This is a genomic window from Sphingomonas sp. KRR8, assembly GCF_023559245.1.
Lineage (GTDB): Bacteria > Pseudomonadota > Alphaproteobacteria > Sphingomonadales > Sphingomonadaceae > Sphingomicrobium.
This window is the reverse complement of sequence record NZ_CP097462.1, coordinates 462712-486023: the sequence shown is the minus strand read 5'-3', so window position 1 is coordinate 486023 and position 23312 is coordinate 462712. Positions and strand designations below refer to the sequence as shown.

The 23312-nt window shown below is 65.5% G+C and carries 20 protein-coding genes and 1 tRNA gene; 8 read left to right on the top strand and 13 right to left on the bottom strand.

What is annotated here, in order from left to right; genetic code table 11:
- Window position 1 precedes the first annotated feature (1 nt).
- Entirely contained in the window at window positions 2–673 is a 672-nt protein-coding gene (locus M8312_RS02510; protein WP_250118816.1) for a uracil-DNA glycosylase, read from the bottom strand.
- Between the two features lie 101 nt (window positions 674–774).
- On the opposite strand from M8312_RS02510, the gene folK reads away from it, so the two are divergent.
- Together folK and M8312_RS02500 are read left to right on the top strand one after the other, a co-directional pair.
- Complete coding sequence (folK, locus tag M8312_RS02505) at window positions 775–1257, top strand: 2-amino-4-hydroxy-6-hydroxymethyldihydropteridine diphosphokinase (protein ID WP_250118815.1); 483 nt, start codon at window positions 775–777, stop codon at window positions 1255–1257.
- A gap of 24 nt (window positions 1258–1281) precedes the next feature.
- A tRNA-Lys gene (locus tag M8312_RS02500) sits at window positions 1282–1357 on the top strand.
- A 217-nt stretch (window positions 1358–1574) separates the two neighbouring features.
- On the opposite strand, the gene M8312_RS02495 is transcribed toward M8312_RS02500, so the two are convergent.
- Complete coding sequence (locus M8312_RS02495; protein WP_250118814.1) at window positions 1575–2726, bottom strand: SMP-30/gluconolactonase/LRE family protein; 1152 nt, start codon at window positions 2724–2726, stop codon at window positions 1575–1577.
- A 208-nt stretch (window positions 2727–2934) separates the two neighbouring features.
- Entirely contained in the window at window positions 2935–3363 is a 429-nt protein-coding gene (locus M8312_RS02490) for a MarR family winged helix-turn-helix transcriptional regulator (RefSeq protein ID WP_250118813.1), read from the bottom strand.
- A gap of 366 nt (window positions 3364–3729) precedes the next feature.
- Between M8312_RS02490 and M8312_RS02485 the strand changes: the two genes are divergently transcribed.
- From M8312_RS02485 to M8312_RS02475, 3 genes are all read left to right on the top strand, one after another.
- Window positions 3730–4413 carry a DUF4214 domain-containing protein gene (locus M8312_RS02485; protein WP_250118812.1) on the top strand — a complete coding sequence of 228 codons (684 nt, stop codon included), beginning with the start codon at window positions 3730–3732 and terminating at the stop codon, window positions 4411–4413.
- Between the two features lie 16 nt (window positions 4414–4429).
- Entirely contained in the window at window positions 4430–6667 is a 2238-nt protein-coding gene (locus tag M8312_RS02480) for a glycosyltransferase (protein WP_250118811.1), read from the top strand.
- Between the two features lie 91 nt (window positions 6668–6758).
- Window positions 6759–7484 (top strand): Stf0 family sulfotransferase, encoded by a 726-nt coding sequence (locus tag M8312_RS02475; RefSeq protein WP_250118810.1) that lies wholly within the window; start codon window positions 6759–6761, stop codon window positions 7482–7484.
- Between the two features lie 49 nt (window positions 7485–7533).
- Here the strand turns inward: M8312_RS02475 and M8312_RS02470 are convergent, their stop codons facing one another.
- The 5 genes from M8312_RS02470 to M8312_RS02450 all read right to left on the bottom strand — a co-directional run bounded on the left by M8312_RS02470 (window position 7534) and on the right by M8312_RS02450 (window position 14302).
- On the bottom strand, window positions 7534–8259 hold the full coding sequence (locus M8312_RS02470) for a Crp/Fnr family transcriptional regulator (RefSeq protein ID WP_250118809.1): 726 nt from the start codon (window positions 8257–8259) through the stop codon (window positions 7534–7536).
- A gap of 182 nt (window positions 8260–8441) precedes the next feature.
- Complete coding sequence (locus M8312_RS02465; protein ID WP_250118808.1) at window positions 8442–11624, bottom strand: efflux RND transporter permease subunit; 3183 nt, start codon at window positions 11622–11624, stop codon at window positions 8442–8444.
- Between the two features lie 51 nt (window positions 11625–11675).
- The gene (locus M8312_RS02460) at window positions 11676–12956 is read right to left on the bottom strand and encodes an efflux RND transporter periplasmic adaptor subunit (RefSeq protein WP_250118807.1); all 1281 of its coding nucleotides are present in this window, start codon (window positions 12954–12956) and stop codon (window positions 11676–11678) included.
- Window positions 12953–13369: a hypothetical protein gene (locus tag M8312_RS02455; protein WP_250118806.1), complete on the bottom strand. Its 417-nt coding sequence runs from the start codon at window positions 13367–13369 to the stop codon at window positions 12953–12955. Before M8312_RS02455 ends, M8312_RS02460 begins: the two co-directional genes overlap by 4 nt.
- A 348-nt stretch (window positions 13370–13717) precedes the next feature.
- Window positions 13718–14302, bottom strand: coding sequence for a PilZ domain-containing protein (locus tag M8312_RS02450; RefSeq protein ID WP_250118805.1), 585 nt, complete (start codon window positions 14300–14302; stop codon window positions 13718–13720).
- Window positions 14303–14460: 158 nt separating this feature from the next.
- On the opposite strand from M8312_RS02450, the gene M8312_RS02445 reads away from it, so the two are divergent.
- Entirely contained in the window at window positions 14461–15384 is a 924-nt protein-coding gene (locus M8312_RS02445; protein WP_250118804.1) for a cation diffusion facilitator family transporter, read from the top strand.
- A gap of 211 nt (window positions 15385–15595) precedes the next feature.
- Here M8312_RS02445 and M8312_RS02440 read toward each other — a convergent pair whose 3' ends face one another.
- The 5 genes from M8312_RS02440 to M8312_RS02420 all read right to left on the bottom strand — a co-directional run bounded on the left by M8312_RS02440 (window position 15596) and on the right by M8312_RS02420 (window position 19740).
- Window positions 15596–16468, bottom strand: coding sequence for a sigma-70 family RNA polymerase sigma factor (locus M8312_RS02440; protein ID WP_250118803.1), 873 nt, complete (start codon window positions 16466–16468; stop codon window positions 15596–15598).
- Window positions 16469–16664: 196 nt separating this feature from the next.
- Window positions 16665–17558, bottom strand: a complete 894-nt coding sequence (locus M8312_RS02435; RefSeq protein WP_250118802.1) for a peptidoglycan-binding protein — start codon at window positions 17556–17558, stop codon at window positions 16665–16667.
- Window positions 17555–17971, bottom strand: a complete 417-nt coding sequence (locus M8312_RS02430; RefSeq protein WP_250118801.1) for a hypothetical protein — start codon at window positions 17969–17971, stop codon at window positions 17555–17557. The genes M8312_RS02435 and M8312_RS02430 overlap by 4 nt, the downstream gene beginning before the upstream one ends.
- Window positions 17968–19293, bottom strand: coding sequence for a flagellar protein export ATPase FliI (gene fliI, locus M8312_RS02425; protein WP_250118800.1), 1326 nt, complete (start codon window positions 19291–19293; stop codon window positions 17968–17970). The genes M8312_RS02430 and fliI overlap by 4 nt, the downstream gene beginning before the upstream one ends.
- Before the next feature lie 9 nt (window positions 19294–19302).
- Window positions 19303–19740: a flagellar biosynthesis repressor FlbT gene (locus M8312_RS02420; protein ID WP_250118799.1), complete on the bottom strand. Its 438-nt coding sequence runs from the start codon at window positions 19738–19740 to the stop codon at window positions 19303–19305.
- A gap of 160 nt (window positions 19741–19900) precedes the next feature.
- Between M8312_RS02420 and flgE the strand changes: the two genes are divergently transcribed.
- Window positions 19901–21202: a flagellar hook protein FlgE gene (gene flgE / locus M8312_RS02415; protein ID WP_284070195.1), complete on the top strand. Its 1302-nt coding sequence runs from the start codon at window positions 19901–19903 to the stop codon at window positions 21200–21202.
- 4 nt (window positions 21203–21206) lie between these two features.
- Window positions 21207–23309 carry a FlgK family flagellar hook-associated protein gene (locus tag M8312_RS02410; RefSeq protein WP_250118798.1) on the top strand — a complete coding sequence of 701 codons (2103 nt, stop codon included), beginning with the start codon at window positions 21207–21209 and terminating at the stop codon, window positions 23307–23309.
- The last annotated feature ends 3 nt before the right edge of the window (window positions 23310–23312 follow it).

Here is a 23312-nt window from a genome sequence, read left to right as displayed (position 1 = left end):
GTCAGGCTGGCCGGAGCGCGAGGGCACGGGCGAAGACCTGCTCGAACATCGGAGCGTCGAGCCGCCCGGTATTCTGGTTGTAGCGGCTGGAATGGTAGGTGCCGAGAAGGATCCGACCGTCGGGCGCAACCACCTCCGAGCCATGGCCAAACTTCGCGTGCATCGGCCGAAGCCCGAGTGCCCTCGCCGCCGCCGTGTGGGCAATGGCGCCAAGCGCAACCAGCACCTTGAGGTTGGGCAGCTGCGCCAGCCCCGCTTCGAAGTAGCTGCGGCAGGTGGCGATCTCGATCGGCTCCGGCTTGTTGGCGGGCGGCAGGCATTTCACGGCATTGAGGATCACCGCGCCATCGAGCCGCACATCGTCGGACGGGTCCGCGCGATAGGTGCCAGTGCCGAGCCCGAACTTGAGCAGGGTGGCGTAGAGGAGATCGCCGGCGAAGTCTCCGGTGAACGGGCGGCCGGTGCGGTTGGCGCCCTGCTTGCCCGGCGCCATGCCGACCACGGCAAGCCAGGCGTTCGGATCACCCCAGGCCGGGACCGGCGCATTCCACCAGCCCGGGTGCTCGGCCCGGCAATCTTCGCGGAACCGTACCAGCCGCGGGCACAAGGGGCAGTCGCGTGGCGCCTCTGCCCTGGGCACAGGGGAAACGACCGGGGGTGAGGCGAAGAGCATGTCCTCGTCATCGCGGGAGCGAAGCGCCGACGCAATCCATTCTTGCCTGCCGCGGCCACGGCTGGATTGCTTCACCGCGCCCGCAGTGACAGGGGCGAGGCATGTCTCATCTTTACGCGATCGGGATCGGCTCGAACCGACCGGACAAAAGGCATGGCTCGCCGGCCGCGATCGTCGCCGCCGCGATTGCCGAACTCGATCGCCGCTTTACCCTGTTCGACGCATCGCCGCTCCTGCTCAACGCGGCGAGCGGAGGGGCAGGCCGCGACTTCGCCAACAGCGCGGCGCTGGTCGAGACCAGCCTGGAGCCCGAATCCCTGCTGGCCGAACTCAAGGCGATGGAGCGGGCGTTCGGACGGCGCCTGGGACGGCGCTGGGGGCCGCGTGTCCTCGACCTCGACATCTTGCTGTGGAGTGGCGGCCGCTTTGCCTCGCGCAAGCTGACTGTCCCCCACCCTCGTCTGCCGCAACGCACCTTTGCACTTCAGCCGCTGCTGGCCATCGCGCCCGGCTGGCGGGTCAACGGGGCGCTGACCGTACGCCATTTGGCCGAGCGCCTTGCCGCGCGGCGTCCGCGCGACTAACTGCGCTTCGCAACGCCACAAGGCGGGCCCTTAGCTCAGTCGGTAGAGCAACTGACTTTTAATCAGTAGGTCGCTGGTTCGAACCCAGCAGGGCTCACCATCATACGGCGCGTCAGCGGGATCCCAAAACTATTCACCGGGTAAGCACGGCGAACACCGGCCGTCTGCTTTGAGCGTGGCTGGGTGAGAACCGTCCGTCGCCGAACGGTGAATCCGAGCACGTCCGGACGAATGTCCGCTTGCGACCCATTGCGGACATCTGGGTTGGGGCCGCCGTCAACGGCGCGCCCGCCTTGTTGGAGCGGGCGCGCCTACCTTCAACGTGCATAGGGTTTGATGGCAATCAGTGCTCCCCGTGTCTTCGGGCCGCCCGTAAAGGCGCCGCCATCGGTGACAACATATAGAATTTCTTCATCCGAAGAACCGCGCCCGAACACAGCATCGGTCGCGCCAATCACTTGCTGCTTCTCGCTAGCGATGATCGTGCGCCGTCCGTCCGGTGCCACCCTGACAAGTGTGTTGTAAGGGTGGGTGGTGATAAACAGCGACCCGTCATGCCCGATGGCAAAGTCGTCGCCGGGGAGGCCGTTCGCCACAAGCGCGGCCCGGTCAAAGCGACCGTCTTCGCCCAGCCGGTAGCGGAGCACCTCGGTCGAATCGGACACGGTGATGATCATGTCGCGCCCGGCAAAATGAAGGCCGTTCGCGCCTGGGGCGAGCGCGATGTAGGGCCGCGCCGCTAACCTCTTGTCCTCAACGGCGATGGTAGCCTCACCGCTGCGGGGATCGATCCGCCACACCCGCGCCAAGTTGCTATCAGGCGAGTAAAGCATTCCGTCCGGCCCGAAATCGATCCCGTTGGGCCATGCGCCGGCAGGCAGCGTCGCGAGCTTGCTGGCCCGCCCGTTCGCCTGGATGCGCCAGATCGCTGGCGCATCGCCATTGCTGGTCATGTAGAGTGTCCCGTCGGAGTCCACCGCGATCACCCCGGCGGTTGTCCCTAACGGGGTGCGGAACAGGGTCCGTTCCTTTCCGTCGGACGCACGTGCGATCACCTCGCCGACCGCGTCGCGATAGTAGCGCGCGGCGGAGAAATCGAGGTTGCGGTTGGCCGCTAGGTACAAGGTCCCGTCGGGTCCGGCCGCAATGCCCTCGAACCAAACACCCTCGGGATAAAGTTTCACGACCTTCGAAGGAGCTGCTTCAAATGGGAGCGCTGCCGCCTTTGGCAGCAGCAGTACCTTGAGTCCGAGCGGCTGAAACACCGCGACTGCGAGCGCCGCCGCGCCGATCGTGCCGGAAATGAGGAAGGCTCCGCGTGCGCTGGCCAGCCGCGCGCCGGTATGGACTGCCGCCAGTGCCACGACCGACAGCGCCGCCGAGAAGAAGGCCAAGAAGGGCACCATCGTTGCCGCCAGCATGCCTACGCCAGCCAGCGCCACCGGCACCGCGAGCAGCACACGCTTCACAGTCCCTCCTCGGACCGTCGTCGAGCGCTTTAGAATCAGGGTTCCAGCGAGAGCTAGGAGACTAAGGCCGAGCGCCGCCTCAAGCACTATGGTCACGTTTGTCATCTGGTTACTCCAGTAGGAAGCTAACAGTTTATGCAGAACCGGGCGTGAAGGTAGGAAGCTATCTTTTCAGCCGAAAAATTTGGATTATACCTGCCGCCTCGGATCAGGTGCCGAGCGCATCGAGGTTGAGTTCGACCCGCTTAAGCGCTTGCATGAACTCTTCGCGTTGGCGGGGAGAGAAACCGGCGAACATTTGTCCTACGAGCGCCTCCCCGGCCGAGCAGAAATCATCTGAGGAGCAGAGGATCCTAGCCTTGGCAGTCAGATGCAGCGTCTTGATCCGCGCATCGCCGCTGTCAGACTTGCGGTCCACCAGGCCCTCGCGCTGGAGGATGTCGACGATGTTGGTCAGGGTCGGTGAGGCGATCGCCAGCCGGCGCTGGAGCTCACGATGTTCAATTCCGTCACTGTGCATCAGCAACTGCAAGACATCGAATTGAGCACTTGTCAGCCCGAACTGCCGAACGGTCCGGTCCAGCGCGTGACGCAGGCTCAAATAGGCCTTCTTTAATTCGAGAGTCGGGTGGCTCATGTCGTTAGGATGCTACCGAAATGGGCTCGCGTCAAGAGGTGCTGATCAGCCGCCGCGAAAATGACCGCTGACTTATGTTCCAGCTCTCAAGAAAGAATGACCGCTTCCCACCCTTTGCGGACATTGGTCGGAGCCGTGGTCGACTTTGAGGCTCCGGCGCCTGTGACGTTCTTCCAAAGCGGTGATTCTCTAGCGAGCTTTGGAAGCGTGTGTCTGGCGCCACACTTTGGGGCGAAACCTGCCGAGCTCATCTTATGCTTAATCTTCCAGGAACTTTTTCCTTGGCAGAGATGGGTTGCACCCCCAACGTGAATTGGGGTTAATAATCTTCAGGAAGAAGTGATGCTTGGTACGTCCGAGCCTGTGATGCGTGTTGTGTCTGGCAAAATAACGGCGTTGGACGAACTGCTGTCCTACGAGGGCAGCGATTTTCTGAAAGTAGCCTACCTCACCATTCTTGGGCGGCAGCCGGACGCGGAAGGCGCGGGCTATTACGGGCGCCGACTGGCCAAAGGCTATGCGAAGCTGGACGTCCTTTCGGACATTTGCAGCTCGCCCGAATTCAAGCGCCGCCGATCGGGTGCCCAGGAACTTGCAAATACGCTCCGTCGCCATCGCCGGAGGTCGTTCGTGCCGAGGCAGATCCGCCAGCTGAGGCGCGGTCGCCAGATCGACCTGCCCCATGAACTGTTCGCGAGCCCCGAGGCAGCGGGCGGACACCATGACCACCAGGTCGGCTTCACCGAGCAACCGCTTGTGGCGCAGGCTGATCATCAGTGTGCTCCGTACGAGCGGGCCGACGAGCGCATCATCGAGGCACTGACCGCGGAGGTCGTCATGCTGCGCGCCCGGGTGGACGAGATGGCCCAGGCCAGGAACGCGTCCGACGAAGCCCGCGACGCAATGGCGGCGGAGGTTGCCATGCTGCGTGCCGTGGTGGACGGCCTCGGCCACGCCATTCGTGGCCTGACGGACGCTCAACTGAGGGCCATGTCGAGCACCGCGGAACTCCGCCAAAGCACTCGCCTGCAGAGCCTCGCGGCGCACTAGTTTTCGGAACTGAACCATGAAGATTTCCGTCGTCATCAATACGTTCAACCGTATCGCCTCGCTTCCGAACACGCTCGAGGCGCTCACATTCCTGCGGTATCCGGATCTTGAAGTGGTCGTGGTCAACGGGCCCAGCACGGACGGGACGGACGAATATCTCAGGGCGAATTGGGCAGACCGCATCAAGCTTTGTGATTGCGCCGAGCCCAACCTGAGCAAGTCCCGGAACATCGGCATCCAGAACGCGTCTGGCGACGTGGTCTGCTTCATCGACGACGACGGAGTTCCCGAGCCGGACTGGCTCGACGAGCTGGTCAAGGCCTATCAGGACGAACGCGTTGCTGCAGCGGGCGGTTGGGTTCGTGACCACAGCGGCGTCAACTATCAGTCCAAGTACATCGTCAGCTCCCGCACCGGTGATTCCGATTGCGGGATCGATGACCCGCTTGCCGTTCCGGAGGCGTCAGTCCACGCGGAGAGTTTCCCGGGGCTGATCGGTGTCAATTCATCCTTCCGGCGCAGTCACCTGCTCGAGGTCGGCGGCTTCGACGAGATCTACGCCTACTTCCTTGACGAGACCGATGTGCTCGCTCGGCTGGTCGACGCTGGCTACAAGGTAGCAATGGTGCCGTCGGCGCAGGTGCATCACAAATATGCGCCGAGCCACATCCGGCAGCCCAACGGAATCGCGAAGTCGTGGCTCCAGGTGATGACAAGCAAGGCCTATTTCGCGATCAAGAATGCGGTGCCTTCCCGATCGCTGGCGGACTGCCTGGCGAACATCGAGACCCACAAGCAGGAGCTGCGGGGCCACACCAACTGGTTCATCGGGGCCGGGCTGATCGATCAGCGCACGTACGATCGCCTGATGTCGGAGATCGAGGTCGGGGCCGCGACCGGCATCCGGCAAGCATTCGCGGTGCCGGAGCGCGCGCTGATCGGCGCTCACGAGGTTCCCGAATGGAAGAGCTTCCCGCGCCCCCGGCTTGAGAAGCGCAGCCGCATCGCGCTCGTCACGGGTCTCTATCCGCCTCGTCCGTGCGGCGGTGTCGCGGTCTTCATGAACACGCTGGCGCAGGAACTCGCCGCGGAAGGTCACGAAGTCACGGTAATCACGCACGCCGAGCACGACGCTCCGCACACGGTCGACTTCGAAGGCGGTGTCTGGGTGCACCGCATTCCTCCCACCGACTGTTTGGAGCCCACCTACCCCGCCGGCATGCCCGGGCTTCCGTCGAGCATCGCCGCATTCGCCGGCCGTGTCCTGACCGAGCTGGATCGCATCAACACGCATCGCAAGTTCGACTGCGTGATCGGCAGCATTTGGGACCTTGAGCTCGCCGCGGTGATCGCATCACGGCGATACCGCACCGCGATGTACCTGGTGACGAGCTACAAGCTGATGGAGAGCTCCAAGCCCGAGTGGCTCAGCAATGCTCATTTTTATCAGGAGCATGTCCTCAAGATGATCCGCGGCGAAGTCTGGGCGATCGAGAATTGCGACACGGTCATCGGCAGCACCGAGTGCATCGTCGAGGACATCGAAGCTGCCTACGACATCAGCATCCCTCGACGGCGTCTGAAGCTGATCCCGTTCGGCGTTCCCGATGCTGCTTCAGCAAATGCCTTTGCCGAAGTGCGCAATCATCAGAAGCTGCTCTTCGTTGGACGCCTCGAAGAGCGGAAGGGTGTGCGAGCGCTTCTTGAAGCGTTGCCGGCGATCATGTCGCGCAATTCCGCCGCCGTCTTCGATATCGTTGGTGACGACAGGATCGTCGACCAGGACGGCACGACCTTCCGCGCCAGGTTCGAAGCGCTTCACGGCAATGCCAGCTGGTCATCCAGGGTTCGCTTCCACGGTCATGTGAGCGACGCCGAGCTGATGGAGTTTTACGAGAACTGCTCGCTGTTCATTGCGCCCAGCCGGTATGAAAGCTTCGGCCTCATGTACGTCGAGGCCATGCGGTTCGCGAAGCCGTGCATTGGCTGCAACGTGGGCGGCATCAAGGAAGTCGTCGATCACCAGGTGACCGGTTTGCTGGTCGAGCCTGATCATGCAGGGCAGCTCGCCGATGCGGTGAATTCGCTGCTGCGTGATCCCAAGCGCCGCCTGGCGATGGGCAGGGCCGGCCGCCGCCGCTTCGAGCAGCGCTACGCAAGCGACGTCTTCGCCCGCAAGATCGTGTCGTTCGTGTGCGGCAAGCCCGATCAAGCGGTGAGCTTCGCCCCTGAAAGCAGCGTGCTGGCCGCCTAGCCCAGCAACGATCGTTGCAGGCCGCTCCACGGCCTGCTGCGCTCCGCTCGGGCCAGCCGGATGGATCGCACCATTATTTGTGGGCTTGAACATGTCGAAGGCCGAGATCGATTACCTCTTCCTTGCTTCCGACGTGCGAAGCGGAAGCACCTACGTCTCCGAACTGATCGCGTACTCGCTCGAGGAATTCGCGGACTTTCAATTGTTCGACATCACTCAAGAGAAGCTCAGTCACCTAGACGATGCAGCAACACCGGCTGCGGTGTACACGACGCTCACGTCGCTATGGACGAACCCAAACGGCATCCGGTCCACCAAGGTGATGTGTGCCGCCTTGTCGGTGGTGGTTCGGTCGGCCCGGCGCGACCAGCAATTGGCGGAGCTTGCGTTCGGGCCGAGGACGCGGTGGATCGTGGTTCGGCGGCGCGACCGCATCGCCCAGGCGGTGAGCCTCGCTTATGCTCGCCGCAGCGGGCGTTATCACGACTACGCCGAGAATCGCATCGAGGGCGACGACCGGCCAACGATGGCAGAGATAAGGGACGCCCTTCTCGCCATCAATTTGTCGGACGACTATCTGAACCTCTTCAAGAGCGTTCCCAGCACCGCCACCGAATTGTTCTATGAGGACGTACTCGCGGACCCTCAGAACAGCATTGCCAATGCGCTTGAAGAAGTCGGGTTGGTCGAACGGAATTCAGGCTTGTCGGTCGCGCAGGCCAAGCTGGTCCCGACCGACGGAGAATCCAAGCGTAGGTCGCAGGCGGAGTTCGAACACTGGCTCCTGGAGAATAATCACCGCACCGACGACGTGTGAACGCCTGGCCAGGCAGGACGTCAGGCCGGCGCGCTGCAATATTTGATGCTCACCTGAACTCAGGCAGCCGGTCGAGGTATAGGTAGGCGTCGTCGAACTCGCCCACTTCCTTCAGGGCCGCGAAGTCACAAACGCTGACGACCTTCCGATCGAAGTTGACGTACCCCGTGCGACGCAGCTCCTGAAGGGTGCGGTTGACGTGCACGGAGGTGAGGCCAAGTGTTTCGGCGAGCTCATCCTGGGTGAGCGGCAGGTCGTAGGTCCCGCCGCGGACCAGGCCGACGATGTCGAGCCGGATGTAGAGCTCGCAGAACAGGTGAGCCATCCGCGCGAGCGCGCTTCGCCGGGCAAGCGACACCACCCATTGGCGATGGATGCAGGCGTCGAGGTTGGTGTTGAACCAGTAGACCCGCGTGAGGTGGGGATATTTCTCGGTGATTTCCTGCAGGTGAGCATGGGGTACCAGCGCCAAGGTGCAGTCGCTCAAGGCGACTACGTCGTGGTCGAGGTGTTTCAAGGTGAAGCTGTGGAGGTCGAGGAAGTCGCCGGCGACGTGCAGCTCCGTCATTTGCCGCCGTCCGTCGAGCATCTCGATCTGGCGGGCCGCAATGCCGGAGAGCAGGATGGTGCTGACGTCCAGTGTCGCGCCGTGATGGGCGATGACCGTATCGGCCTTGGCCTTGATGATGGACGAAACGCCGGCCCTGATGGCCACTTCTTCTTCCGGGCTGATCAGGTCGCGACGGCGCAGCTTGAGCAGGTGCTTGTCAATCAACGTTATTGTCCTCGAGCGCCATCTTGGGGACCCGCGTAAGACAGCTCACGCCATGTGCTCAAGACTGCCTTGCGACCTCGCAAACGCAGCGCTCCGCCCAGGCTTTCGGCCTCACTTGATTCCGGATGCGACCATGGAGATCAAGGGTGTAACGAGGCATGGGGCAACAACGTTGCACCCCGTCATTCGGCAGGCACGAGCGCCCGCGCCGAACCCTCGCCGCTCCGCCGCCGCCAGAGGGCGATACGCTCTGCCAGGCTGCGGCAGACGACATAGAAGGTTGGCGTGAAGATGAGGCCGAACGCCGTCACGCCGATCATCCCGAAGAAGACGGCGGTGCCGAGCGCCTGGCGAAGTTCGGCACCGGCGCCCTTCGCCACAAGCAGCGGCAGCGAGCCGAGGATGAAGGCGAAGCTGGTCATGAGGATCGGGCGCAGCCGGTCCCTCGCCGCCCGTACCGCCGCCTCGATCGGCGACATGCCGGCGGCCTCGTCCTGCTGCGCGAATTCGACGATCAGGATGGCGTTCTTCGCCGCGAGGGCGATCAGCACGACCAGCCCGATCTGCGTCAGCACATTGTTGTCCATGCCGCGCAGGTTCACCCCCGCCATGGCCGCAAGCAGGCACATCGGCACGATCAGGATGATGCTGAGCGGCAGCACAAGGCTTTCGAACTGGGCCGCGAGCACCATGAAGACGAACAGCACCGCAAGTGCGAACACCAGCCCGGACGTGCTGCCGGCCGCTTTCTGCTGATAGGCGATGCCCGTCCATTCGGTCCGGAAGCCGGGCGGAAGGGTCTGGGCGGCAATGTCCTCCATGGCTTTCAATGATTGCCCGGACGAGTAGCCCGGCGCGGTGTCGCCATCGATCTCGACCGCCGGGAAGCCGTTGTAGCGTGACACCCGGTAGGGCCCCGTCCGGTCCTGGAAGGTCGCAACCGATCCGACCGGCACCATCGCGCCGCTGTTCGAGCGGGTGCGGAGGTTGGCGATATCCGACTCGCTGGCGCGGAACGGTGCATCCGCCTGCGCGGTCACCCGGTAGGTGCGGCCAAGCAGGTTGAAGTCGTTGACGAAGGCCGAGCCGAGGTACACCTGCAGCGCCTCGAACACCCGCTCGGGAGGCACACCCAGCATGTCCGCCTTCGCGCGGTCGATGTCCGCGAATACGCGGGGCGTCGAGATATCGAACAGGGTGTAGACCTGCTTCAGCCCCGGTGTTTGATTGGCCTTGCCGATCAGCCCCCATGAGAGGCCCGACAACTCCTGGAAGCTGTGGCCGCCAGTGTCCTGCACGATCATCCGGTAACCGCCGGCGGAGCCGATCCCCTGGATCAGCGGCGGCGGAATGATCAGCAGCCGCGCCTCGTTGATGTCGGCCGTCTTCTTCTGCGCCTCGCCCATGATGTCGGCGAGCTTCACGCCCAGCTTCTCGCGCTCCTCGAAAGACTGGAGCGGAATATAGGCGGCGGCCGCGTTGGGCGCCTGGGTCTGGGACGCACCATCGAAGCCCGCCAGCATCACCGCGCCCTTCACGCCCTTGATGGGCAGGATCCGGTCGACGACCTTGCGCATCACCGCGTCCGTTCGCTCCAGCGAAGAGCCGGCGGGGAGCTGGATGACCGTCAGAAAGTAGCCCTGATCCTGGGCCGGGATGAAGCCGGTCGGCGTGATCGAGAAGAGCCCGACAGTCATCGCGATCAGCACCGTATAGGCGACCATCATCCGCTTGGGCGCGCGCACCAGCCGGGCGGTCAGCCGGGCATAGGATTCGCTGAAGCGCTCGAACATACGGTTGAATGCGTCGCCGGCCCGCTGTGCCAGCGCCACCAGTCGGTTGCGCGGCGCCTCGTGCGAATGCGGCCGCAGCAACAGCGCCGCCAGGGCCGGCGACAGCGTCAGCGACAGCAGAAGGCTGATCAGCGTCGCGGCCGAGATGGTCACGGCGAACTGATGGTAGAAAGCACCGGACAGGCCGTTGAGGAACAGCGTCGGCAGGAACACGGCGCACAGCACCAGCACGATGGCGACCAGCGCCCCCGCGACCTCGTCCATCGAGGTCCGCGCCGCCTCCAGCGCAGTCATGCCCTTGGCCAGGTTCCGCTCGACATTCTCGACCACCACGATCGCATCATCGACCACGATGCCGATCGCCAGCACCAGCCCAAACAGCGACAGGCTGTTGAGCGAGTAGCCGACCATCTCGAGCACCGCGAAAGTGCCGATCAGCGATACCGGGATGGCAATCACCGGCACCACGGCGGCACGCCAGCGCTGCAGGAAGACAATGATCACCAGCACGACCAGGAAGATCGCCTCGAGCAAGGTGTGACCAACCGCGTCGATCGACTGCGCGATAAACTCGGTGGGATTGTAGATGACCTTATATTCCAGGCCCGGCGGGAAGCTCTTGGACGCTTCCTTCATCGTGTTCTCGACCGCTGCGGCGGCGGCGAGGGCGTTGGAGCCCGGCCGCTGGAACACGCCCAGCAGCACCGTGGGCTGACCCGACAGATAGGTGTTGGACGCATAGTCCGCCGCGCCGAGTTCTACGCGGGCGACGTCGCGCACGCGCACCTGCCGGCCGTCAGGGTCGCTGCGGATCACCACGTCGGCGAACTGCTGCGGATCGGTCAAGCGCCCCTGCGCTTCGACGTTGAGCTGGTAAGCGGCGCCGACGGCGTAGGGCGGCTGCCCCAGCGATCCGGCCGCGACCTGCACATTCTGGGTCCGCAGCGCGGCAACGATTTCGCCCGCCGTGAGGTTGAGCGCCGCCGCGCGGTCCGGATCGATCCAGACCCGCATGGCATAGTCACGGGCGCCGAACAGCCGCACGTCCCCCACCCCGTCCAGACGCGCGATGCGGTCCTGGATCTGGGTCAGCGCGTAGTTGGAGATGTAGCCGCGATCGAGCTTGTTGCCGGGTGACACCAGGTTCACCACCATGAGGAAGTCCGGCGAGGTCTTGCGCGTCACCACACCGAGCCGCTGCACCTCTTGCGGGAGACGCGGCGTCGCGATGGCAACCCGGTTCTGAACCAGCACCTGCGCCGCGTTGAGGTCCGTGCCCTGCTTGAACGTCACGGTGATCGTCAGATTGCCGTCGCCCGTCGACTGCGACGACATGTAGATCATGTTGTCGACCCCGTTGATCTCCTGCTCAATGGGGGCAGCAACGGTGGACGACACCGTCTCGGCCGAGGCGCCGGGATAGCTGGCGTTCACCGTCACCGTAGGCGGCACGATGTCGGGATATTGCGAGACCGGCAGCGCGAAATAGGCGATCCCGCCCATCACGGTGATGAGCACCGCGATGACCGCCGCGAAGATCGGCCGGGTGATGAAGAAGCGGGACAGGCGCATAGGTGGTCTCCCCGCCCCGACTGGTTCAGCCGGCGCGGTTGGTGATGGGGCTTAGCGAGTGGCGAAGGTGGCGGCGCCGGCTGGCGGAGCGGACGCGGGAGCAGCCACGGAGGGCGGCGCAACGGCGGCGATGCGGCCGGGCTGCACTTTCACCTTCATGCCGGGCATGGCGAGTTGCGCGCCGGCGATGACTACCCGCTCATTTGGATTGAGGCCGGAGCGGATCACCCGCAGGCCATCGATCAGCGGTCCGGTGACCACGGGCCGTGGGCTGAGGTTGCCGGCGCCATCGACCACGGTCACGAGCTTGCGCGCCTGATCGGTCGTGACGGCCGCGTCGGGCACGAGCAACGCGGGCACGGCCGCGCCCGTGGACAGGCGCAGGTTGCCGAACATGCCGGGCGCCAGGAACTGGCCGGCATTGGCCACCACAGCACGCAGGCGGATCGTCCCTGACCGGGTATCGAGGCCGTTGTCGGTGAAGTCCAGCCGGCCATGCCAGCGGTAGCCGGTCTCGTCCTGAAGCCGGATTTCGACCGGGGCCCCTGCCGCGCCCTGGGCGCGAGACCGCTTCGCCTTGAGGTAGAGCGCCTCGGACGCATCAAAGGCGAAGTAGAGCGGGTCGAGCGCATTGATGGTGGTCAGCAAGGTCGCTTCGCCGCCGGTGGCGCCGCCGCCGACCAGATTGCCCGGATCGATCCGCCGGTCGGACACGCGGCCCGTGATCGGCGCCCGCACCTGCGTGAACGACATGTCGAGCTCACGCGCCCGGACCCGAGCCTGAGCCGCCACGAGCTCGGCCTGCGCCGCCTGCACCTTGGCCCGCAGACGGTCGATGTCGGCCCGCGACACGAAGCCGTTGGCGACCAGCCGCTCGGACCGGCCGAGTTCGGCGTTGGCAAGCGCGAGGTCGCTGCGCGCACCGGCAACCGACGCGCGAGCCTCGGCCAGCGCCGCCGCGAACGGCCGCGGGTCGATGGTGAACAGCAGCTGCCCGGCGCGGACCACCGCTCCATCACGGAAGTGGACGCCGACGATCTGGCCTGACACGCGCGGCCGCACCTCGACCGCGCGGCTCGCCTCGAAGCGGCCGCTATATTCGTCCCACTCGGTGATCGGGCGAACCAGCGGACTTGCCGCCGTTACTGTGGCGGGCGGCGGCGCGGCCGGCGGGGCTGTTCCGCTGTTGTGAGCCAACGCCCAGGCGGACAGGCCCACCAGTGGCAACGCTGCAAGGCCGAGCTTCTGCCCGGTGCTCCAGCGCTTGAGGCCCTCGGGTGGAGGCACCCGCTCGGCGCCCTCGGCGGGCACATGCCCGGTGACCGCGTTCATCGTGCCACCCCCCGGCGACGTGCCTGCTGGCGGCTGCGCCCGATGCTGACTTGGATGAGCTCATACTGGTCGATGCTGAAGCCAGCATCGATGAAGGCCTCCAATTCGCTCGGCGGCACGTTCCATGGACTCCGCCACGCATGCACGGCCACCCGGCGCAAGCTCTCCAGCCGCGAGTCGGCCAGCTTGTTGGGCCGGCTTAGGCCGAACAGGCTTTCAAGAGCCGCGGCGATCCGGCCAGGCTCGCGCAAGCTGGCGAGGCCGTCACGCTCGGCTAGGGCAACCACCGACCATTCAAGCGCCGACAGGCGGGGCTCGGCGGCGGGGGCGCAGCGTTCAACGGGGACGATCGTGGTTGCGGGCGGCGCATAGTTGAGCGTGGCAGGCAGGCTGGCGAGAGGGAGAGAGGCCATGGGCGATGTTCCTGTAGCGGGCGAGCGAAAGGGTCTGGCGACTCGCGGTTCGCCAGCGGGTTCAAGTCGTGGGGTCGAGTGATGGCAGTCCGGCTGATGCGTCGGCCGCACCGCCGTTCAGACCGTCATGATGAATGTTTATGATGCGGGCGCTATTGCGCCGAACAGGGCTCCAGAGTCCTGCGAACGATGATCAGGATACCCTCCATACGCGTTTCAATACTGAGCGGTATATAAACGCGGAAACGACTCGTCAAGACTTCTATACCACTCGGTAGCGAAAATTTTCTGGAGAATTGATTCGCTCGTTCATCCTGGCCGGGGTCATCCCCTGCCCCTCAAAAAGGGTCAGGCGGACAAGCCGCTCAGGACGAGGCCGAACACCGCCGGGTGGATGGGCGTCTTGAAATACATGCCTGCCTGGTGATCCCTGACCCAGCGAACCTCGCTTTCGACCGCGGTTACGCCTGGCAGCTTGATCCACAGCAGATCGCCGACGCGCGGCACGTCAACGAAGCACAATCGGCAGCCGAGCGGCGACACGTCCAGGGCTTCCAGCGACTGTGCCGAGCGCCCGCTGCGGCGCGCAAGCACGGGCAGGTTGATTTGGGTTCGTGGCGCTTTGCGTTCGGTGAGCGGCGCGGCTGGCTGACTGGCGTCGAAGGATAGCCCGAAGTCACGGCCGGAGTGCCAATGCACCCGCGCATGGATGGCACCGCGCTGCTGGACGACGAGCTTGACCGCCTCACCCCGACGAAGGGGAGCCTCGGTGCGGATGCGGCACCCGCTGTAGGACAGGTTCACCATCGTGAAGTCGTGAAGGCGCGGGCTTCCGTCCGCAGCGACCCAGCCAGTCAATGCAGACGGCTCGCGGGGATCTCTGGGCCGCAAGGCATTTTCGCGCGGCGGCTCAACCGTGCTGAAGGCGTTCATCGCGCGCTTTCCCCTTTGGACCGCAACCCGGTCAAGACAAGCACGGCTGCAGACTAATCTACGATAGTGAACAGTTCGTAAGCGAGCTGTTGGCACATCGATCCTGCCTCGACGGGCAAGACTGCAACGAAGCGGTGTGTCGCCGGTTGAGCGGACCAATGGCCGAACATAGCTCCCGGACGGCGATCGTTGCCGCACTCATCGGCAATCTGTGCATTGCCGTCACCAAGGGGATCGCCGCTGCGATCAGCGGAAGCTCGGCGATGCTGAGCGAGGCGGTGCACTCGGTGGTGGATACCGGCAACGAGGTGCTGCTGCTCTACGGCCAGCATCGCTCCACCAAGCCACCCGACGACGTTCATCCGTACGGACATGGGCGAGAGCTGTACTTCTGGTCGTTCGTGGTGGCGCTGCTGATCTTCGCACTGGGCGCGGGGGTGTCCGCCTATGAAGGCGTGATCCACATCCTGCACCCGGAGCCGATCACCAAGGCGTGGATCAACTTTGCCGTACTTGGCCTGTCGTTCGTGTTTGAAGGCATCAGCTGGTGGTTCGGCTGGAAGAGCTTCGATTCCGTTCGGCGGGGCAAGCCGTTCTGGGCGGCATTCCGGTCGAGCAAGGACCCGACCACCTTCATGGTCCTGTTTGAGGATAGCGCGGCGCTGGTCGGGATCGTGATCGCGGCAGCGGCGACCGCCTTGTCCTTGTGGCTCGACGCTCCATGGATCGACGGCACGGGCTCGATCCTCATCGGCGTGCTGCTGGCGGTCGTCGCGGTGCTGCTGGCACGGGAAAGCAAGGCGTTGCTGATCGGTGAGCGGGCGTCGCCGGAACTGTCCGAGGCCATCAAGCGCATCGCCAATGCGGAGCCGTGCGTGACGCGCGTCATCTCGGTCACCACGTCGCAGCTGTCGCCCGACCAGGTGATTGCAACCATCGGCATCGACATCGACGACGAACTGCGCGTCCCGCAGGTCGAGGAACTGATCTGCTCCATCGAGCGGCAGATCGCGGCCGAACACCCCGAAGTGTACCGCATCTTCATTCGTCCAGAGCCCGCGCCTCCCGCGAAGAGCGTCTGAACCGTTCTATAATGTTGCCAGTGGCTTCACATTGGGGCGGGCGCCGCCGATGCGGCGGGCGAGACAAGGATCAGCATGCCTCGCGCGGCCGCGATCAGCGAGCGCTTCGCAGGAGGACTGGCGCGAGTTCTAGAGTTCCCCTGCTCGGGAACGCGAAAGGGCCGCGGCAGTAATGCCGCGGCCCTTTCCTGTTGGGCGCCTGGCGGGAAAGTCAGGCCGCGAGGCGCTTGCTCTTGCTCCCAGCATAGTCGGCCATCACGACAAAGCGCGGATTGCTCTCGGTGAGGTCGGCCATGGCGCGGGAAGCGCGCTTGCCGATCTGCCGGATGCGCTCCTTGCTGATGTCCGGGTCGGCCAGCTCCTCCGCGGCGTCGGCCTCGCCGAACACGCGCGTAAGGAGGATCTCGCGGTCACGGGCGAACTTCTCCTCGATCTTCTCGACCTCCGCCGGATCGATGCCGAGCATTGCGGCGTTGAGCGTGGAACCACCGGCGGCGCGAAGGCGGGCGAGCTGACGCTTGGGTTGCTGCCGGCGGAGCTGCTCAATGGCGGCGCTCCGACCTTTGCGAACGAACTCCTCGATCAGGACCTCGGTCGCGGCCCGCGCCAGGTAATCGGAAGCGGCGCGTTCGGTGAGCGCCAGCGACTCATCGTCGACTAGGGTCGATTCCAAGGTCGTTTCCTCGCCTTCCGGGCCGACCGCGACCTGGTGGAGCGAGATGGTAGTCGCCTCGACCTTCTTGGCGCTTGGCCGCTGGTCAGTCATCAGGCGGAAACGGAGCGACTGGAGTTCACCGCGGATCTGCCAGTTCACAAAGGTGGTGAACTGCGCCTTTGAAGGGTCATAGGCCTCGATCGCACGATGCACCGCGATGGCGCAGCACTGCTCCGCATCGTCCCAATGCTGGATGAGGCCATACTGCCGCACGAAGTGGCGGATGCGCGGTGCGATCAACTGAAGAATGCGGGCGAAGGCACGGTCCGTGTTGGAGCGCTGGCGCGCGCTCTGGCGCTCCCCCTCCGGCGCACGGTTGGCGATGACATCGGCGACGGCGCATTCAAGCGCGGCAGTGGTCTTGGACAATGAACAGGCTCCCCAAGTCGACGCTGCTCCCGACCCCCGGGAGCGGCGCGATGGGGTGACGATCCGGCCGCGCGGCTAATCGAACCTGAGCCATCCATCCGTTGCGGAGCAGGCTCGGCGAGGCTGATGAACGATGTGAGAGAGAGACCCGGCAAAACTTGCCGGGCATCGCGTCCGAACCGGAGGAAAGTTCGCGTCAGGTCGTAAACTTGTCGGGCGTCAGGTGCCGGTCGAGGTAGGACAACAGCCACTGGCGGTGGGCGGAGGACGCATCGCCGGCCGCTGCAATCCGCCTCCCGGCCGAAGCGGCACCCACTTGGGCCGAGAGCAGCTGACTTGACCTGGAGTCCGTCAGTCCACCGGTCAGAAAGCGCTGCGCGTCGCCGGCGCCGAGATGGTGCGCGAGCCAGGCGGTTCGAGCGACCGCCTCCACGCTGCTTCCGACCTGAAGCCCGTGCCTAGCGAGACGGTCGAGGTTCGCCCGGGCATAATCCGCGACGGCGTTGATGGAGGCGGCAGGGTCGGTTCTCAGCGCAAGCAGCGGCTCGCGCGCGGCGGCTGCAACCCTGCCGTCCGATCCCAGCCATCCACGGGCGGCGGCGAGCTGGTGGAGGAAGGTGCCGGACCGCTCGGCCTCCCCAATCCAGGTGTGATTGAGGAACTGGCCCAGCCCGGTGGCCGTGGAGCGCGGATTGCGCGCACTGCCGTTCCAGGCGCCGCCAGCGGACTTCGCCGACTCAGCATCGACGATCGCGGCGAGCGCCGCTGGCGGCAGATGGGTGCGTTCGGCGGCGGCTTCGATCTGGGGAGCAAGTGCCTGGTTGGCGCCAAGGGAAAGCGAGTCCTGCGTGCTGGACACCGCCTCCCCGTTCGGCTCCGTGACGACAGGCTGTGGGCTCAGTGCCTGGAGCAGCGACTGAAAGTCGAGCAGAGGGTTGCCGTTGCCGACGGGAGCAGTCTTCGCGGCAGGATCCGTGCGGCCCAGCGCGGCCCGCCACAATGCAAGCTCATTGCCTTGCCGAGCGGCTCCATAGATGAGCTGGGCGCGGGCCGTCGGCCCGAGGCGCTGAAGCTCCGAGGGGCTGGTCATATGGTGGTTCCCGCGAGGCAGAGGGTCGCAGCGCGGTCATCGGCGGCGGCCTGCGCTCGGCGCTCCACCTTGCGACGCGCTTCAGCCAGCAACCGCTGCTCGGCCTGCTCGAGAGCGCTGATCTGACCGAGTTCGTCTCGCATGTCGACGCGCAGCTCCTCGAGGCGCTGTTGCGAGACGGCGATGTCGCAGGCGAAGCGGTGCCGCGTCTGTCGCTGCCAGGCAAACCAGGGGTCTCCGGTCAGATCGGGAGCAAGGCTGCGCAGCCGTCGCTCCGACGAAGTCTGCGAGACCAGGGCTGCGTCTTCGGCGAGCGCCGCAGCCAGTCGCTCGTGCGTCTCGGCGATCGCCTGGCGTAACTCGCCGAGGCGATCCCGTCGGAGCCGGAGCGGCAGTGCATAGGGATTTCTCATGACGCCGACCCAAGCAGGTTCGCGAGGTCTGGAAAGCCGTCGCGAGCGGGCCCGAGATCGGACCTGTCCTGATGCAGGAGACGTTCGATCGCGGGTGATAGCGCGATGGCGCGGTCGACATCGGGGTTGCTGCCCTGCCGATAGGCGCCGAGTCGAACCAGTTCCTCCATGTCTCCGTGAACGGACAGGAGATCGCGCGCCGCCAGGCGCAATTTGTTCTGGTCCGGCGAAAGGCAGGCAGGCAAGGTCCGGCTGACCGAGCGAAGCACGTCAATCGCTGGGTAGCGGCCACGCTCTGCGATCCGACGGCTCATGACAATGTGCCCGTCGAGGATACCGCGGGCGGCATCGGCGATCGGCTCATCATGATCGTCGCCATCGACAAGGACGGTGAACAGACCGGTGATGCTACCCTGCCCGGCCCTGCCCGGACCGGCACGTTCCAGCAGGCGAGGCAGTTCGGCGAAGACCGTGGGAGTGTAGCCCTTGGTCGCGGGGGGCTCACCACTGGCCAGCCCAATCTCGCGCTGGGCCATCGCAAAGCGGGTCACCGAATCCATCACGCACAACACATGCGCGCCCGCGTCGCGGAAATGCTCGGCGATGGCGAGGGTCGCCCAGGCGGCCTGCCGACGCATGAGCGCGGGCTCGTCGGACGTGGCGACCACGACGACGCTGCGGGCGCGGCCCTCGGGACCGAGCTCTTCCTCGACGAAATCGCGCAGCTCGCGGCCACGCTCACCAACCAGACCGATGACTGCGACATCACAGTCCGTCCAGCGGGCCAGCTGTGCCATCAGCACGGACTTGCCGACACCCGAGCCGGCGAAGAGGCCGAGGCGCTGGCCACGGCACAGCGGCGCGAACAGGTCGAGCGCACGGACACCGGTGGCAACGCGCTCACCAACACGGGAACGCTCGGCAGCCGGCGGCGGCGCGGCGCGGACAGCCTGCGCGACCAAGCCCTGCGGCAGCGGGCCTCCGCCGTCGACGGGGCGGCCAAGTCCATCGACCACACGGCCAAGCCATGCGGCACATGGCCGCAACGCCACTTGCCGCGAGGCGAGTTCCACCCTCGCTCCAGCGGCGACTCCGCGCGGGTCGGCAAAACTGAGGCATTGCAGGCGGTCGGCAGTCAATCCGGTCACCTCGAGGTCGATGGCTCGACCGTCGGCGAGCACCGACAGCCGGGCACCGAGCGGCGCGGCCTGGCCGAAACCGGCGACCTCGATCAGCTGGCCGCGTACCGTGACAACCTGGCCGAAGCGCCGCTCCCGCGGCTGCTGACGAAGAACCTCCGTGAGGGCGACGAGCGCCTCCATGCCGGTCGCTCAGGCCGCTGCGGCGGTGACCGGTTCGGCGATCGCCAATGCGGGCACGTCGACTGCGGCAAGCACCTCTTTCTCCTGAGCGATAAGCTGGCGGCAATCGGTCAGCGCGCGGTAATATTGCATGCCCGCGGCATGGCCAGCGAAGCTCATCGCCAGCCTGTTGGCATCGGGTGAGGCGAGCAGCCGCGCAACCTGGCCGAGGCAGTCGACTACGCCACGCTGGTGAAGCTCGCGCCGCTCGGGATCGATGTAGGCCATCATGGTGTGAAAGTAGAGCTGCTGCGCGGGGGTGACCGCGTCTTCGGGCGACATGATCTCCCGTCCGCGGAGCAGTGCAGCCTTGCTTTCGACGAGCAGCTCGGTGCGGCCGACACTGCGCAGCACCGCGCCGTTCAGCACCACTTTCTCTCCGTCCTTGAGCGCGATGCGCAGCGTCATGGCGTGCCTCCTTGCAACTGACAGGCTCATCATAGGCGGGCAGCGCTCACCGCGACGCGAGGGGGCAATTTTTGCCTGTGTTGCGGGCGGATGCCGCGGCCTTCCTATGATGTGTCCTGAAAGCCCCGTGCAAAGCGGCCGGGTGCTGGGGAGACGTGAGTTGAGCCTTTATTCCGCACTTTATGCCGGTGTGTCGGGCCTCGGCGCGCAATCAAGCGCGATGGCGACGGTCGCCGACAACATCACCAACATCAACACGGTCGGCTACAAGGGAGTGGCGACCGAATTCAGCACACTGGTCACCGACGGACGCATGAAGAGCAGCTATTCGGCGGGCGGAGTCGCGGCCGCTCCGCAGGCGCTCATCTCCAAGCAGGGCCTGCTCCAGGCCAGCGCCAACCAGACCGACCTGGCGATCGACGGCGCGGGCTTCTTCGTGGTTCGCAGCGGTGAGGATCCGGGAAGTGACGTGGCCTTCACCCGCGCGGGCGCATTCAAGCCGGACCTCCAGGGATTCCTCCGCAACACCAGCGGCTATTATCTCCAGGGTTGGCGGCTCGACGCGCAGGGCAAATATACGGACACCGGCAACCTTGGTGCGCTTGAGCCGGTGCGGTTGAGCGAGCTGACGGGCTCGGCGACGCCCACCACCAAGATCCAGATGCGCGCCAATCTCCAATCTGACGCCACCGCGTTCAGCGGGACCTATGCCGCTGGTGACATGGCGAGTGGAACCACACCGCCGACCTTCAGCCGGACCCTCGACGTGTATGACGCTCAAGGCGGCGCGCACCGGGTGACTGTCGGTTTCCTGAAGACGGGTGCGAACAGCTGGCAGACGGAAGCGTATGCCGTGTCCGCCAGTGACGTCAGCGCGACTGGCGGGCTGCTGGTCAATGGTACGCTTGCGTTCAATCCAGACGGCAGCCTCAACGTCACCGGGTCGTCCCCTGCCCTGTTCGCGCCGATCACGCCGAGCTGGACCAACGGGGCGGGAGCGCAGCCGATCTCGCTGGCGCTGGGCAGCAACGGCGGCCTCGACGGGCTTACCCAGTTCGGCGGCACGTCGGCGCTGATCAGCTCGTCGGTGGACGGTGGATTGCTCGGCAACATCGCATCGATCGAAGTGAGCGACAAAGGCGTGGTTAGCGCCATCTTCGAGGACGGAACGGCACGCGCCGTCTACCAGCTGCCGGTCGCCACCTTCCAGAATCCGGACGGGCTGACGCGGCTGACCGGCAACGCCTATTCCGTCTCGGGCCTCAGCGGGAGCGCGGCGATCAACCAGCCCGGCGCACTCGGTTCGGGCAGTATCTCGAGCTCGACGCTGGAGGCATCAAACGTCGATCTGGCCCAGGAATTCACCAACATGATCCGCTTCCAGCGGGCCTACAGCGCGTCGTCCAAGATCATCACGACGGTGGACGACATGCTGCAGGAACTCAGCAACCTGAAGCGCTAGATCGATGTCGCTGTCGGACATCCTCGGCAGTGCGCTGAGCGGACTCAACGCCGCCCAGGCGGGGATGCGTTCCACCTCCAACAATATCGCGAACGTCTCGACGCCCGGCTACGCACGCGAGGAAATCTCGCTCAGCACGGGCGTGACCGGCGGCCGGGTGACTGGCGTGCGGGTGGGCGAGCCCGACCGGGTCGCCAACCGTTTCCTGGAGGCAAACGTCTATCGGCGCTCCGGTGACTGGGGCCAGGCGGCGGTGACGTCGGATTACCTTGGCCGGCTGCAGTCGATGTTGGGCGCCCCGGGCTCCGCTTCGAGCGTTTCGGCGCGCCTGGACGCGCTGCAGGGCGCCGCCACGACCATGACCGGCAGCGGCGCGTCGGAGCAGTCGATCCGAACCTTCACGGCGCAGGTCCAAGACTCAGTCCAGGCGCTGCAGCAGGTGGAGAGCGACGCGACCACCTTGCGGATGGACGCCGAGAGCGAAGTCGGGAATACGGTCGAGAGCATCAACGACCTGCTGGGCCGGATCAGCACCCTTAACGACACCGTGTCGCGGCAGCTGGCGCAAGGCAGCAACGCGGGCGGTGCCAAGGATCTGCGGATGAGCGCGATCGAGCAGCTGTCGTCGCTCATCAAGGTCACCACGCGCGAGCAGCCGGACGGCCGCATCTCCCTCGATACCGCAAGCGGAACGGTGCTGGTCGATCGCAAGCCGCGCATGCTGAGCTATGCCGCGGGATCGGGCGACGGGGTCGACCAGCCTTCCTATCCTTCGATCGACGTGCGCTTCGTCAATCCGGACGGCAGCCCTGGCGCCGCGACCGGCGAGCGGATCGACACTGCCGGCGTGGGCGGCAAGCTCGGCGGACTGCTGGAGTTGCGTGACCGCACGCTTCCCGAGTTCGCCAGTCAGGTCGGACAATTGTTCGGTGGGCTTGCCGAGGCGCTCAATGCAGCAAGCAATGCCAGCACCACTGTTCCGCCACCGGCAGCCCTGGCGGGTGGACAGACAGGATTATACGCAGGCGACCGGCTGGGCTTCAGCGGCAAAGCCGTGTTCGCGGTCACCTCGGCAAGCGGTGCGCTTGTTGCCCGAGCCACCGTCGACTTCGGTGCGCTTGGCGCGGGCGGCACGGTGGCCGACGCCGTTGCTGCGATCAACGCGGGCCTGGGCGGATCGGCCACAGCGACATTTTCCAACGGGCGCCTGACCTTGAATGCATCGGGCACCGGCAATGGCGTCGTGGTGGCGCAGGACAGTACCGACCCTTCGCTCCGCGCCGGCGTCGGCTTTTCGCAATTTTTCGGCCTGAACGACCTGGTCGTCGATCCGTCGCGAACCTTGACGCCGAGCGGACTGACCACTGCCGATCCGCACGGTTTCAGCACTGGGCAGACCATGCAGCTGGTGATCCGCGATCCGCGTGGTCGGACGCTCGCGCAGGAAACGCTAGCGCCGGTATCGGGTGGCACCATGGGCGACTTGGTGAGCTCGCTCAACGCCGGCCCGGCTGCCGCTTACGGGAGCTTCGCACTCGATCCGCGCGGGCGAGTGGCGTTCACCCCGGATCCGAGCATTCCCACTGCAACGGTCAGCGTCATCACGGACTCGACCGACCGGCTGGGAACGGGCCGCTCCTTCTCTTCGCTCGTCGGCCTCGATGACAGCCGTTCCACTTTGCGCGCAGCGGCGGTGCGGAGCGACATCCTCGCATCGGCCCAGCGCCTGCCGCTGGCCCGCTTCGATCAGACGGCGGCGATCGGCCAGCGCGCCCTTGGACCCGGCGACACACGCGGGGCGACGGACCTGGTTGATCAACTGGCGGCGAGCCGTGATCTCGGTCCGGCCGGTACCTTGTCAGTCAATCGCATGACGACCTTGGTATTCGGCCGGGCCGCTCAGCAATCCTCGCAGGCGGACTCCGCCCTCGGCGACAGCGAGGCCCGGAAGACCGACGCGGTCAATCGGCGCGATGAATATTCGGGCGTGAACATCGACGAGGAACTGTCGCGGCTGGTGGTGCTGCAGAACAGCTATTCGGCATCGGCCCGGGTCATGACCACGGCGACGCAAATGTACGACACGCTGCTCGGCATGGTGAAGTAAGGA